At 61.0% G+C, this 13344-nt stretch carries 11 protein-coding genes; 2 read left to right on the top strand and 9 right to left on the bottom strand.

The annotated features are described in order from the left end of the window. Positions 1-24 precede the first annotated feature (24 nt). Both IEY47_RS05745 and IEY47_RS05740 read right to left on the bottom strand, forming a co-directional pair. Positions 25-444 (bottom strand): DUF2946 domain-containing protein, encoded by a 420-nt coding sequence (locus IEY47_RS05745; RefSeq protein ID WP_188982192.1) that lies wholly within the window; start codon positions 442-444, stop codon positions 25-27. A 239-nt stretch (positions 445-683) separates the two neighbouring features. Further along, a complete protein-coding gene (locus tag IEY47_RS05740) occupies positions 684-1061 on the bottom strand; it encodes a DUF2946 domain-containing protein (RefSeq protein ID WP_188982191.1) in 378 nt (125 codons plus the stop codon). Positions 1062-1314: 253 nt separating this feature from the next. Here IEY47_RS05740 and IEY47_RS05735 point away from each other — a divergent pair, with 253 nt between their 5' ends. Together IEY47_RS05735 and IEY47_RS05730 are read left to right on the top strand one after the other, a co-directional pair. Beyond that, entirely contained in the window at positions 1315-1710 is a 396-nt protein-coding gene (locus IEY47_RS05735; RefSeq protein ID WP_188982190.1) for a DUF2946 domain-containing protein, read from the top strand. Between the two features lie 173 nt (positions 1711-1883). Continuing rightward, positions 1884-2513, top strand: coding sequence for an SCO family protein (locus IEY47_RS05730; RefSeq protein ID WP_229779235.1), 630 nt, complete (start codon positions 1884-1886; stop codon positions 2511-2513). A gap of 439 nt (positions 2514-2952) precedes the next feature. Here IEY47_RS05730 and urtE read toward each other — a convergent pair whose 3' ends face one another. The 7 genes from urtE to uca all read right to left on the bottom strand — a co-directional run bounded on the left by urtE (position 2953) and on the right by uca (position 13322). Further along, positions 2953-3651, bottom strand: coding sequence for an urea ABC transporter ATP-binding subunit UrtE (gene urtE, locus IEY47_RS05720; protein ID WP_188982188.1), 699 nt, complete (start codon positions 3649-3651; stop codon positions 2953-2955). Positions 3652-3782: 131 nt separating this feature from the next. Continuing rightward, the gene (gene urtD, locus IEY47_RS05715; RefSeq protein WP_188982187.1) at positions 3783-4631 is read right to left on the bottom strand and encodes an urea ABC transporter ATP-binding protein UrtD; all 849 of its coding nucleotides are present in this window, start codon (positions 4629-4631) and stop codon (positions 3783-3785) included. Then, a complete protein-coding gene (urtC, locus tag IEY47_RS05710; protein WP_188982186.1) occupies positions 4628-5707 on the bottom strand; it encodes an urea ABC transporter permease subunit UrtC in 1080 nt (359 codons plus the stop codon). The genes urtD and urtC overlap by 4 nt, the downstream gene beginning before the upstream one ends. A 232-nt stretch (positions 5708-5939) precedes the next feature. After that, the gene (urtB, locus tag IEY47_RS05705; RefSeq protein ID WP_188982185.1) at positions 5940-7514 is read right to left on the bottom strand and encodes an urea ABC transporter permease subunit UrtB; all 1575 of its coding nucleotides are present in this window, start codon (positions 7512-7514) and stop codon (positions 5940-5942) included. A 123-nt stretch (positions 7515-7637) separates the two neighbouring features. Continuing rightward, entirely contained in the window at positions 7638-8903 is a 1266-nt protein-coding gene (urtA, locus tag IEY47_RS05700) for an urea ABC transporter substrate-binding protein (RefSeq protein WP_188982184.1), read from the bottom strand. 50 nt (positions 8904-8953) lie between these two features. Continuing rightward, positions 8954-9691 carry a GntR family transcriptional regulator gene (locus tag IEY47_RS05695; protein WP_188982183.1) on the bottom strand — a complete coding sequence of 246 codons (738 nt, stop codon included), beginning with the start codon at positions 9689-9691 and terminating at the stop codon, positions 8954-8956. Between the two features lies 1 nt (position 9692). Next, on the bottom strand, positions 9693-13322 hold the full coding sequence (gene uca, locus IEY47_RS05690; RefSeq protein WP_188982182.1) for an urea carboxylase: 3630 nt from the start codon (positions 13320-13322) through the stop codon (positions 9693-9695). Positions 13323-13344 lie beyond the last annotated feature (22 nt).

Here is a 13344-nt window from a genome sequence, read left to right as displayed (position 1 = left end):
CGCGGCGCTCGACAGCGCGGAGGTTCAGTGGACGAGGTGGATTGGCGGGGCTCGGGCTTGTGAGGAAAGGAGCGGGATGTCGTGTAGTGCGTCAGGGGACGCAACGATGGTGGGTGATAAGCCCCCCGCAGAAGGGGGCATGAAGGGGAACGGATTGCCCAGCGCGGGCGAAAAGATCAGCAGTGAGCAGTAGTCGCAGGCATCACATAGCCCGTGTGCATGCCCGGAAGATGTGTCGCCTGTATCCGGCATGTGCATGTGCGCATGCTCGGAAGCGGCATCGGCCCCATGATGCATGTGTGCATGCACGGCTTCGTGCACGTGGTGTGTTGCGTGCTGTGCGCGCGAGATCAGCGGTGCTGCATACAGCAGCACCATGGCAAAAAGTGCCAGCCATGCAGCGGTGGGGCGCTGAATAGCGAAGGGCACACGACGGGTCTTCATTACGGAACCGGCGCCCAGTGGGACGGTTCAGCCGTCGTGCGAGCAGCGATGCGACACTCGACTGATGTCGAATGCCCGTCGCCGTTAAAGCGGACTTGCATTCCGCGAGGTCTTCGCAATTCAAGGGAAAAGTGAACAGCCATACGCATATTCCTGAAGCAGGAAGAACGTTCGTCACGTAGCCGCGCACTCGGGCGCACGGCTCGGGACCTGTGCTTTAGCGAGGCGTAGAAATGGCGTCAGGGTGCTCGGGGGTTGAGCGGCGGGCGTTCATCTCGCGGGAGGACAGCGTGGTGGCCGTCCGAGCGAACGCGGGGAATTGCGTTTCGGGTGCGAACGATCCACATCAATGCCAGCAGCGCTACCGTGCTCAGTGGAACGGATGCGCAGAACGGGCATTTCAAGAAGAGCAGGGCGTTCGAATCGGCGGCGGGGGCGGCCACATCGCTTGTGGTACTCGGAGCCTTCAAACCGAGCGTACAGAACCCACCATCAAAAATACCGCTGAGGGCCAAGCCCATGCCCTGCCCGTGACCAACGCTGCACGCAAAGACGTTGACCGCTATGCAGAGCATGAGCAGCCAAGCGACGAGCAGGCGTTGGTCCGAAGGTTTCATGGCGCGGAACTCTAGCAGGCCGTTCGAACCTCGCCAATTGGTCAGGACAGTCGCCTGCGCGTTTTCAGCGTATCTGGCGGTGCCTAACCGTCCTGACGGCAAATCGCTATCGCGAGCCTCGCTGGTCTGGAAGCGCGATACAGAAAGAGAATGTGCGTCGCCGGTGAGCGGACACGAGACGAGTCCTCTGCTGCGGCAACGTGCCACATGTGACGGATACGGTCTCAATTGAACTGATGCTAAAGTCGCCGCCATGAAATTGAGCCGAGACGACCGATCGCTGCTTGCCTGGATGCTTTGCATGAGCATCCTGTTCGGCGCACTCGTCTGCGCGATAAGCCATGGTCAGATGGCGGGCATGCAGTTGAGCGGCCTCGATGCCTCGTTCTGTACCCTCGAAGCAGGTTTCGGCGCGCATGCCGATCTTGGCGATTCGGGCTCCAACGTATCGAACGCCATGGGCGGTTCAGGCTGTGCCATTGCCAGCGTGTTCGGCGCAATCCTACTGGCCGCATTCTTCGGCTTGTTGGGTTTACTTGGCGCTGAGCTCAAGCGTCCCTTACCTCCGCTACTGGCCTTCCGATTGTCGCGAGACCGCTGGCCTCCGGCGAATCCTCGTGCATCTCCATTCCAGGTATTCGAAATCTAAAACCACCCGAACAGGCGTGAGCGTGCTCATGGCTGTCGATGGTTCCTTCGAATGAAGCCTGGATGTCGTTATACGTCTGAGTCGTTCTCTCAGAGATAAACGATTGCGTTGGCTGATCCTGCTGACGCTGTATCGACGTCGTGGGCTTACCTGTATTTGCGTTGGTATAGCTGATGAAACTGAAACCTAGTGTCGTACTGGCCGTCGCGTTGTGCACTTTGGTAGGCATGGGCTTCGGCTATTGGATGTTGGGTGGGGCGCGCGCATCCGATAGCGCACAATTGTTGACGGCGCGGATCGTCCTGCTTCCCAAACCGATGGCGCTGCCGTCTGCAGCATTGGAAACCGCTTCCCACGAGCCTTTTTCGGGGGATTACTTCTCTGGTAAGTGGACGCTGATGCTATTCGGATACACGTACTGCCCGGATATTTGTCCCACCACTCTGGCCGAGTTACGTGCCCTTTACGAACGCCTGCCCGAGGAGGCTCAGCAGCGCTTACGGGTCGTGATGGTGGGCGTCGATCCACATCGGGATACCCCTGAACTGCTGCAGCAGTACGTTGAGTACTTCAACCCCGGATTTGCCGGCATGACGGGAACGTTGGATCAGGTGACACTCGCCGCCAACGCCTTGAGATTGCCGTTCGTGCCGGGCGATACGTCTCAACCAGGGTACACCGTCAGCCATAGTGGCAACCTGGCACTGATCGGCCCCGATGGCCAGCAGCGTGGGGTGGTCAGCTCGCCGCTGGATGTCGACGCATTGGCAGACGTGCTACCTGCACTGGTGCGTACGCGATGAGCCATAAACGATGGCCGGCATTTGGTTGCCTGTCGGTCGCGTCGCTATGCCTTCTGCTTGCTGGATGTGACAAACCACCCCGAGTCGCCGAGTTGGAGCCGGCCGAGCTCAAACCGGGCGGCGCGACGACCACTTCGCAGCATGACAAAACGCGCTTTCGATGCCGAGTGCCAATCTCGTGCCCTCGCGGCGGATGGAGTTCTTCGTGGGAAATGCGCTCTTCCGGGGTGGTTGGGTACCGGCGGGTAGCGAGCCCCGGAACCGCAGTGGTGCCGGTCCGCTACTCAATACGAACGCTTGCCAGAGTTGCCACCTCACTCGAGGCGATCCTTTGGCATGAGGGTGAAGCACAGCCGGCGCGCGATCGTGTACGGGCGCTGCCGCCCGAGGATCGAGAGGCGCTGTTGGACTTCATCGAGTCGCTATAGGGTCGTACGGCTCATATGGCCACCAGCCCCCGCACCCCATCCGCTTCCATCGTTTCCCCGCGACCCTGCTGGATGATTTCGCCGCGGCTCATCACCAGGTACTGGTCGGCCAGCTCAGCCGCGAAGTCGTAGAACTGCTCGACCAGCAGGATCGCCATGTCGCCACGCTCGGCGAGTTTCTTGATGACCACGCCGATCTCTTTGATGACCGAGGGCTGGATACCCTCGGTGGGTTCGTCGAGGATCAAGAGCCGTGGTTGGCTGGCTAGCGCGCGGCCGATGGCGAGTTGCTGTTGCTGCCCGCCGGACAGATCACCGCCCCGGCGGTGTTTCATTTCCAGCAGGACAGGGAAGAGCTCGTAGATGAACGCTGGCACCGTTTTCGCCTGTCCGGCCGGGAAGCGCGACAGGCCCATCAGCAGGTTCTCTTCGACGGTCAGGCGCGGGAATATTTCGCGACCTTGGGGCACGTAGGCGATGCCCGCCTGTACGCGTTGGTGAGGTTTGTAGCCGGTGATGGCCTTGCCTTCCCATTCGACCTTGCCTTCCTTCGCCGGGATCAGGCCCATCAGGCATTTGAGCAGCGTCGTCTTACCGACACCGTTGCGACCTAGGAGGCACGTGACTTCGCCGATTTTCGCGTCGAACGAGAGCCCGCGCAGGATGTGGCTGCCGCCGTAGTACTGGTGAAGTTGCTGGACCTGCAGCATGGGAATGTCCTGTCTTGCCTTGAATAGGTTATGGGTGGCATTGACCGCGTGGATAAGGCTGCGCCGTTATCCACCCTACGGCCACATCACGTGTAGGGTGGATGGCCGAAGCCATCCACCGCTCGCTCAAATCAACGACCGAGGTACACCTCGATCACGCGTTCGTTGGCCTGCACGTGTTCCAGCGATCCTTCGGCGAGTACATGGCCCTGGTGCAGCACAGTGACGTGGTCGGCGATGCTGCCGACGAAGCCCATGTCGTGCTCCACCACCATCAGTGAGTGTTTGCCTGCCAGTGACTTGAACAACTCGGCCGTGAACTCGGTTTCCGCGTCGGTCATGCCCGCGACTGGCTCATCGAGCAGCAATAGTTGTGGCTCCTGAATCAGCAGCATGCCGATTTCAAGGAACTGCTTCTGACCGTGGGAAAGCAGGCCCGCCGCTCGCTCGCGGGAAGCATCGAGGCGAATGGTAGTAAGAATCTCGTCGATCCGGTCACGTTGCTCGCCGGTCAGTTTCGCCCGCAGGCTTGCCCAGACTGACTTGTTCGTCTTTTGCGCGAGTTCCAGGTTCTCGAATACCGAAAGCGCTTCGAACACCGTGGGTTTCTGGAACTTGCGACCGATACCGGATTGCGCGATAGCGACTTCGCTCATCTTCGTCAGGTCCAGCGTTTCGCCGAAGAAGGCGACGCCACTGTCAGGCCGTGTCTTGCCCGTGATGACGTCCATTAGCGTGGTCTTACCCGCGCCGTTCGGCCCGATGATGCAACGCAGCTCACCAACCCCGATGTACAGCGTCAGGTCACGCAGTGCCTTGAATCCGTCGAAACTAACGTTGATGTCCTCGAGCGTGAGCACGGTGCCATGGCGTACGTCCAGGCTCTTCTGGGCGCGATGTCCTAGACCGATACTGTCGCGGGTTTGACCAGCATCCAGGACAGGTTCGAGCATGAGTTGAGGCGTAGATGTGGACGTCATGCGTCCTCCTTACGTTTGAGCAGACCGAACACGCCTTTGGGCAGGAACAGTGTCACGACGATGAACAGAGCGCCCAGGAAGAACAGCCAGTACTCTGGAAACGCCACGGTGAACCAGCTCTTCATGCCGTTCACCAGGCCTGCGCCGAGCAGGGGGCCAATGAGGGTGCCACGCCCGCCAAGCGCCACCCAGACGGCCGCTTCGATGGATTGCGTCGGGGCCATTTCACTGGGGTTGATGATGCCGACCTGCGGCACGTAGAGCGCGCCGGCGAGACCGCAGAGGATGGCCGAGAGCGTCCAGACGAACAGCTTGAAACCGCGTGGATCGTAGCCGCAGAACATCAGGCGATTTTCTGCATCACGGACCGCCGTAAGAATGCGCCCGAACTTGCTTTGGGCCAGTCGCCAGCCGAGATACAGGCTTGCGCCAAGCAACACGACAGTGGCGAGAAACAGCGAGGCGCGGGTGCCGGGTGTGGCGACGCCGTAGCCGAGGATGGTGGTGAACCCGGTGAAACCGTTGTTGCCACCGAAGCCGGTCTCGTTACGGAAGAACAGCAGCATCCCGGCGAACGTCAGTGCCTGGGTCATGATCGAGAAATACACGCCCTTGATCCGTGAGCGAAACGCGAAGAAACCGAACACGAAGGCGAGTAGGCCTGGCACGAGTACCACCAAGCACATCGACCAGAAAAAGCTGGACGTCCCGTACCAGTACCAAGGCATTTCGTTCCAGGCGAGAAAGCTCATGAACGCAGGCAGGCCATCGCCCGAAGCCTGACGCATCAGGTACATGCCCATGGCATAACCGCCCAGCGCGAAGAACAGCCCGTGGCCCAATGAGAGTAGCCCGGCGTAACCCCAGACGAGATCGAGCGCCAATGCCATGATCGCGTAGCAGAGAATCTTGCCGACCAACGTCAGCGTATAAGCGGAAACATGCAGTGGGTTGTCGGCAGGCAACAGCGACAGCACGGGCATCGCAATGAGCACCGCGAACACCAGGCCGATGAGGGCGAGGGTGGTCTTCGGGCCTGCCTTCTGCGCAGCGGTGAGCGCAAGGGGTTGGGTCATGGATGGACCCTCCGTGGGGATGTTTTGAGTGGGCAAACCAGCCTTGCGCGATCTGTCGAGGCACACCAAACCTGTAGAGGCGAGCCGGCCGGCGCTCCGGTTGCTCGCGAACCGATCGAAAGGTTTAGGAAATTTGTCGGACGAAACATCGCATTCGCGAGCAAGCCGATCGCGGCCCGGCCCGCTCCTACAAGGGACGGGGTCAGCCTTTGGCGCTTCGTGAAATTCATGTTCAATCGATCACCCTCCCTTTCAAGGCGAACAGGCCCTGGGGGCGTTTCTGGATGAATAGGATGATGAGCGCGAGGATAAGGATCTTGCCGAGAACGGCGCCGATCTGGGGTTCGAGAATCTTGTTCGCGATACCCAGGCCGAAGGCTGCGCTGATGCTGCCCGCCAACTGGCCAACACCGCCCAACACGACCACCAGAAACGAATCGATGATGTAGCTCTGGCCAAGGTCAGGGCCGACGTTGCCGACCTGAGACAACGCCACGCCACCGAGGCCGGCGATGCCCGAGCCCAGCCCAAAGGCCATCATGTCGATGCGTCCGGTCGGTACACCGCAGCAGGCGGCCATGTTGCGGTTCTGGGTGACGGCGCGCACGTTGAGGCCAAGGCGCGTCTTGTTCAGCAGCAACCAGGTCAAGGCAACAACGAATAAGGCGAAACCGATGATGATCATGCGGTTCCACGGTAGAACGAGATTCGGCAACACCTGAACGCCGCCCGAAAGCCAGCTCGGATTCCCGACTTCCACGTTCTGCGCACCGAAGACCACGCGAACGAGTTGAATCAGAATGAGGCTAATGCCCCAGGTCGCTAGCAGCGTTTCCAAGGGGCGGCCGTAGAGGAAGCGAATGACGGTGCGCTCCAGCGCCATGCCGATGCAGGCGGTCACGATAAAAGCGACGGGCAGGGCGACGATTGGGTAGAACGCCAGCGCGTCAGGCGCATAGCGCTGGAACAGAGTTTGTACGACGTACGTACTGTAGGCACCCAGCATCAGCATTTCGCCATGGGCCATGTTGATCACGCCGAGCAACCCGAATGTGATGGCCAGACCGAGTGCAGCCAGGAGCAGAATCGAACCCAGCGACAAGCCACTGAACGCCTGACCGAGTACATCGCCGATCAATAACTTTCGATCGATCTGCACGATGCCGGTGTTGGCGGCGGTTCGAACGGCAGGGTTGGTTTCCGCTGCATCGTCGAGAAGGTTCTGCAGACGGTTTCGCGCCTGGGGCTGGCCGGTCTCACCGAGCAAGCGCACTGCGTTCAGACGCACCGCGGGGTCTGCGTCGGAAAGCTGCAGGTTGGCGAGTGCCAAGGTAAGCGCCTGGCCCACTTCGTCGTCTTGCTCGACGGCCAGGCGTGTTTCCAGCAACGCCATTTGTTCAGGTTGTGCTTTGCGTTGCAGTTCGCGGGCTGCCGTCAGTCGGTCGGCCGCCACGTCGGAATACAGCTGATGTGTCGCCATTGCCGCGCTGATGAGATTGCGCAGGCGATTGTTCAGGCGCACCTTGCGCGGCGTGCCGGCAGGCTGTGCATTGCCCTCTGCGCCGACGAAGGCGTCCCCTTTTTCGTAGAAGGGTACATCGTTGTCGTCCCCGCCCAGGCGGTTCTCCTGAAGCGCCTTGAGCAGGGGTACGCGTGTAGCGTCCGGCGTCGCGGCCCAGGCTTCGAGCAAACGCGCTTGCTCGCCTGAGCTCGCAGCAACGAAGTCAGCTGCGTCGCCGGCATAGGCTGGCAGCGATGCCAGGAATGGCAGCGTCAGCAGAATGATTCGGGAAAGTAATACTCGCATGGGCTCGACCTGAATGGCGCTGCAAACGGGCGCTAGACGGAGCGTTCGCAACCGTCGCAGGGCCAATCTTCAAAAGGGTAGACACGTGGCGGTGGTTATCCCCGCCGCCACGCAAGTGGAGCGTTAGTTGCTCTTCACCGGGTGATCCGGCTTCTTGTCATTACCTTCGATGAACGGGCTCCACGGCTGCGCGCGGATCGGGCTGTCGGTTTCCCATACAACCGAGAACTGACCGTCATCCTGAATCTCGCCGATCATCACCGGCTTGTGCAGGTGGTGGTTGCTCTTGTCCATGGTCAGCTTGAAGCCGCTCGGGGCGTCGAACTCCTGGCCAGCCATTGCTTCGCGCACCTTGTCCACGTCCGTGGTGCCGGCTTTCTCGACGGCCTGCGCCCACATGTGGATGCCAACGTAGGTTGCTTCCATCGGGTCGTTGGTCACAGCGGTATTGGCGTTCGGCAGGCCCTTCGCCTTGGCGTAGGCCTTCCAGTCGGCGACGAATTTCTCGTTGACCGGATTCTCGACCGACTGGAAGTAGTTCCAGGCCGCGAGGTGCCCAACCAGTGGTTTGGTGTCGATACCGCGCAGTTCTTCTTCGCCCACGGAGAAAGCGACTACCGGGACGTCAGTCGCCTTCAGGCCCTGGTTTGCCAGTTCGCGATAGAAAGGCACGTTGGAGTCGCCGTTGACCGTTGAGACCACCGCCGTCTTGCCGCCCTGGGAGAACTTCTTGATGTTGGCGACGATGGTTTGGTAGTCGGCATGGCCGAACGGCGTGTAGACCTCTTCGATGTCCTTGTCGGCGACGCCTTTGCTGTGCAGGAACGCGCGCAGGATCTTGTTGGTCGTGCGGGGGTATACATAGTCGGTGCCGAGCAGGAAGAAGCGTTTGGCGGCGCCGCCGTCTTCGCTCATGAGGTACTCGACGGCCGGGATCGCTTGCTGGTTCGGCGCCGCGCCGGTGTAGAACACGTTCGGCGACATCTCTTCGCCTTCGTACTGCACGGGGTAGAACAGTAGGCCGTTCAGTTCTTCGTAGACGGGCAGTACGGATTTACGTGAAACGGACGTCCAGCAACCGAAGGTGACCGCCACTTTGTCCTGCGTCAGCAGTTGACGCCCACGCTCCGCAAACAAAGGCCAGTTGGACGCCGGGTCGACGACGACGGGCTCAAGTTTCTTGCCGAGCACGCCGCCCTTGGCGTTGATCTCGTCGATCGTCATCAGCGCCATGTCCTTGAGAGACGTCTCGGAAATGGCCATGGTGCCGGACAGCGAATGCAAAATACCGACCTTGATGGTCTCGGCGGCTTGCACGGTCCAGCTCATCCCCATGGCGGCGATGGATGCGGAGAGGGTAAAGGCTTTGATCAGACTACGACGTTGCATGGTGCGATCTCCATTCACAAATATGAGGTGTTGTTGTCGAGGGCAGAGACTCAAGAGACATGGCTGTCACCTTTCTCCGGTGTCGCGCGCTCACGGGCGAGGTGGAGCATGTGGAGGGTGATCTTGCGCACTTCTGCTTTGCTGATCTCGATGTGTGCTCTCAGCAAGAGCTGTGCTTCTTCGTAGCGACGCGAAAGGATCGCGCCGAGTATTCGTGCGTGTTCCTGATAGGTGAGCTCGACGCGGGGGACCTTGGTGAAATCCAGGCGTCGGATGATGCGAATCTTCTCGCTGACGTCCGCATGGATACGTGCCATCTCCCGGTTGCCCGCGGCTTCCACCAGCTGGCAGTGAAAGCGCTCATCGAGCTGGGAAACTTCGCGGCCATCCGAAAGGTATTCGCCGGCAGCCACGCACCAGATGACCTTCAGCTCATCCAATAGCGGCGCTGGTTGGTCGGCCGGGCGTTCGCAGAGGCGTTTCACCGCCTCGATTTCCAATACGATGCGCAGCTCGTACAGTTCTTCGAAGTATTGGAAATCGAATGGACGGACCTGCCACCCACTGCGGAAATACACCTCGAGATAGCCTTCGCGCTCGAGGCGGTAAAGTGCCTGGCGTACGGGCGTCCGGCTGACGTCCATGCGCGCCGCGATCTCGCCTTCGGAAAAGCGATCGCCAGGCAGCAGGCGGAACTCGAAAATGTCGTCCTTCAATTGGCCGTAGATACGCTCGGCAAGGTTCTCCGGGCGTTCCTTCGTGCGGCTGTCGGACCTCAAGAGTTGCATTTCAAGCAGCCTCTTCCGTTTCGAGCAGCACCAATGCGTCGCCTGGGGCAACGGCCTTACCGGGTTGGCAGCGCACGGATTTAACGATGCCTGCGACCGGTGCGGTAACCGCGAGCTCCATTTTCATCGCTTCGACTACCAATAACGGCGTACCGGCTTCGACGCGCTGGCCGGGCTCGACCAGGACCTTCCATACGCTGCCGCACATGTCGGCGCTGACGAGATGACCATCGAGGTCGCCATCGTCTTCCAGCGCGCTGGCCAAGGGTTGTGCCGCCGCGGGATCGTCATCGCGCCAGAGCTCGACTTCAGCGTCGAACGCGGCTTTCTGACGGGTCTGAAAGGCGCTAATGTCTGCGGCGTTTTCACTCAAGAAGCGCTGGTATTCAGCGAAGTCGAACTCGGTGTGTTCGATGCGTACCTCGGCGCGACCTTCGCGAAAGGCTTCACGGAAGGTGTCGAGTTCGCTCTCGCTGACCGGGTAGAAACGCACCTGATCGAAGAAGTGCAACAACCATGGCTGCCCCCCTTCGAACTGGGCATTCTTCACGAACTTGTTCCAGATCGGCAGGGTACGGCCCACGAGCTGATAACCGCCGGGCGAGTCCATGCCGTAGATGCACATGTACATGCCGCCGATACCTACCGTGCCTTCGGCGGTGTAGGTGCGCGCCGGGTTGTATTTGGAGCTGAGTAGCCGATGGCGTGGATCCAGCGGCACGGCGCAGGGTGCGTCGAGGTAGACGTCGCCAAGGCCGAGGATCAGGTAGCTGGCGTCGAAGAGGATGTCGCGTACCTGCTCGCGGGTCTCCAAGCCATTGGTGCGTTGCAGGAAGTCGACATTGTTCGGCAGCCACGGTGCTTCGCTGCGTACCGTTTCGCGATAGCGGGTCACGGCGCCAAGCGTCGCACTGTCCTCGAAGGCCATCGGCAGATGGACGATGCGAGTCGGGACCTTGAGGTTGGCGACATCGGCTAGTCGCAATTCCAGACGCAGCAGGTGATCGAGCAACGCTTGCTGATGCAGCACGCGGCTGTCGTAGCGGAGCTGTAGGGAACGCACGCCCGGTGCCAGCTCTTCCAGCCCGGGCAGAGGTTCGGCTTTCAGTGCTTCCATCAGCAGGTGCACGCGTAGACGCAGCGCCAAGTCGAGGACGTTATCGCCGTACTCCAGGAGCACATAGGCATCGCCGGCCTGGCGATAGACCACCCGCGGGCGGCTACCTTCAGGCGGGAATTCGGCCAGCACGGTGGCCGATACGGTGTGCGAGGGCTGCAAACTGGGCGCGGGCAATGTGACGGCCTTGATCGCAGCGAGCGCTTCGAGGCTACCCCGTTGGGCCTGCTCCAGGCTCTGCGCCTGTTGGAAACCGATTGGGTGAAACCGCAGTTTGTCGCCGGGTTTGACCTGACCGACCTTCCACAATTCGGCCTTGGCGATGGTGACTGGGCAGACGAAGCCGCCGAGGCTCGGGCCATCCTTGGTCAGGATCACGGGGAAGTCGCCGGTGAAGTTGATGGCGCCGATGGCGTATTCGCAATCGTGGACGTTCGACGGATGCAAGCCCGCTTCGCCACCGTTGGCGCGTGTCCAGCTTGGCTTGGGTCCCGACAGACGTACGCCAAGACGGTTGGAGTTGTAATGGACTTCCCATTCGGCGGCGAAGAATTCTTCGATGGCTTCGGGGGTGAAGAAGTCCGGCGCGCCATGAGGACCGTAAAGCACGCCGATGTTCCAGGTGTTGCCATAGGCCGGGATCAAGCTGGCGTGTGCGGCTTGCGCCGGCGCTACCGGTGCAGGCGTTGTGCAAGCCGGTAGATGCGGTTGCGAGACCGCCAGCATGTCAGCAGGACGCAGGGTCCGACCGGCGTGGCCGCCAAACTGGCCAAGCGAAAAGGTCGATCGACTGCCGAGATATTGCGGTACATCGAAGCCGTTGCGAACCGCGAGGTAGGTGCGGCAGCCGTTCACGGCGCGTCCGAGTTTGAGTACTTGGCCCGCCTTGACCGCAATCGGTTCCCAGTACGCGACGGCCTCTCCATCGAGGGTGGCCGGGCAGTCGGCGCCGGTCAGGGCAATCAGTGCATCACAATGAAAGCGCAGTGTTGGCCCCTGGAGCGTGAATTCGAGGCCGGCGGAATCGGCGTGGTTGCCGACGATGCGGTTTGCCAAGCGAAAAGCGAAATCATCCATCGGGCCGGACGGTGGCACGCCAATGTCCCAGTAACCGAGGCGACCGGGGTAGTCCTGCACGCTGGAGTAGGTACCGGGCTCGATCACTTCGACCACGCTGGCATTGAACCCGAAGGTGTCGAGCAGGCGAGTCCACACCTTGCCACTCGCGAAGCGCGGATCGGCCACTACCTGCCGCAGGTAATCGAGGTTACTGGCAATGCCATGCAGACGGGTTTCGCTCAGTGCTGTGCGCATCTTGGCGATGGCATCATTGCGGTCGGCGCCATGGACGATCAGCTTGGCGATCATCGGGTCGTAGAATGCCGAAACCTCGCTGCCGGTGCTGACCCAGCCATCCACGCGCACGTCGTCGGGGAATCGCACTTCGGTCAGCACACCAGGGCTCGGCTGGAAGTTCTTCAATGGGTCTTCGGCGTAGATTCGCACCTCAATCGCTGCGCCTTGTGGCGCGCGATTCAGTGCGTTCCAGTCAAGCGCGTCGCCCGCGGCCACGCGCAGCATGCATTCGATCAGATCGAGGCCGGTTACCATCTCGGTAACCGGATGCTCGACCTGCAGGCGGGTGTTCACTTCAAGGAAGTAAAAGTCATCGCGGGCGGCGTCATAGATGAACTCCACAGTGCCGGCACTGCGGTAGTTCACCGATTCACCCAGTTGAATGGCGGCGGCATGCAGGCGTTCGCGAGTGGCTTGCGGCAGGTTTGGCGCTGGGGTTTCCTCGACCACTTTCTGGTTGCGCCGTTGCAGCGAGCAGTCACGTTCACCGAGCGCGGCGACTTTGCCCTGGCCGCTCCCGAATATCTGTACTTCGACGTGGCGAGCCTGATCGACGAAGCGTTCGAGGAACACGCCGGCATCGCTGAAAAACTGCTCGCCCATGCGCTTGACGCTTTCGTAGGCGCTGGACAGCGCGTCGGCATCGGCGCAGCGGGTCAGCCCGATACCGCCACCGCCCGCGGTGGTCTTGAGCATCACTGGGTAGCCGATGGTTTCGGCAGCGGCGAGGGCGTCTTCCAGGCTCTGCAGCAATCCTGTGCCGGGCGCCATTGGCACTTGGGCTTCACCGGCCAGTTCACGAGCGCGGTGCTTGAGGCCGAATTCACGAATCTGCTCACCCGTCGGACCGACGAAGGCGATGCCGGCGGCTTCGCAGGCATCGGCGAACTCGGCGCTTTCGGAGAGAAAGCCGTAGCCCGGGTAAATTGCCTGGGCACCCGTCTCCCTGGCCGCTGCGAGGATCTTGTCGATGCGCAGGTAGCTGTCGGCCGGTTTGTCCCCGCCCAATGCGATGGCGATATCGGCATCACGCACGTGCGCTGCATTGCGGTCGGCATCGGAATACACCGCGACACTTTTCACGCCAAGGCGCTTCAGCGTGCGGATAGCGCGAACGGCGATCTCGCCACGGTTGGCAATCAGGACGGTATGGAACACGATCGATCCCTTTTCGTAGGGT

Origin of the sequence: Pseudomonas matsuisoli, assembly GCF_014647635.1 — a bacterium.
Lineage (GTDB): Bacteria > Pseudomonadota > Gammaproteobacteria > Pseudomonadales > Pseudomonadaceae > Pseudomonas_P > Pseudomonas_P matsuisoli.
Note: the sequence above shows the minus strand (reverse complement) of the source record. Positions and strands in the feature narration are given on the sequence as shown.

What these genes read in the sequence shown, in the direction of transcription:
- IEY47_RS05695 (WP_188982183.1), bottom strand. Translation starts at nt 9,691, where the DNA reads ATGCAACTCTTGAGGTCCGACAGCCGCACGAAGGAACGCCCGGAGAAC.
- IEY47_RS05745 (WP_188982192.1), bottom strand. Translation starts at nt 444, where the DNA reads ATGAAGACCCGTCGTGTGCCCTTCGCTATTCAGCGCCCCACCGCTGCA.
- urtC (WP_188982186.1), bottom strand. Translation starts at nt 5,707, where the DNA reads ATGACCCAACCCCTTGCGCTCACCGCTGCGCAGAAGGCAGGCCCGAAG.
- IEY47_RS05730 (WP_229779235.1), top strand. Translation starts at nt 1,884, where the DNA reads ATGAAACTGAAACCTAGTGTCGTACTGGCCGTCGCGTTGTGCACTTTG.
- IEY47_RS05735 (WP_188982190.1), top strand. Translation starts at nt 1,315, where the DNA reads ATGAAATTGAGCCGAGACGACCGATCGCTGCTTGCCTGGATGCTTTGC.
- urtA (WP_188982184.1), bottom strand. Translation starts at nt 8,903, where the DNA reads ATGCAACGTCGTAGTCTGATCAAAGCCTTTACCCTCTCCGCATCCATC.
- IEY47_RS05740 (WP_188982191.1), bottom strand. Translation starts at nt 1,061, where the DNA reads ATGAAACCTTCGGACCAACGCCTGCTCGTCGCTTGGCTGCTCATGCTC.
- urtE (WP_188982188.1), bottom strand. Translation starts at nt 3,651, where the DNA reads ATGCTGCAGGTCCAGCAACTTCACCAGTACTACGGCGGCAGCCACATC.
- urtD (WP_188982187.1), bottom strand. Translation starts at nt 4,631, where the DNA reads ATGACGTCCACATCTACGCCTCAACTCATGCTCGAACCTGTCCTGGAT.
- urtB (WP_188982185.1), bottom strand. Translation starts at nt 7,514, where the DNA reads ATGCGAGTATTACTTTCCCGAATCATTCTGCTGACGCTGCCATTCCTG.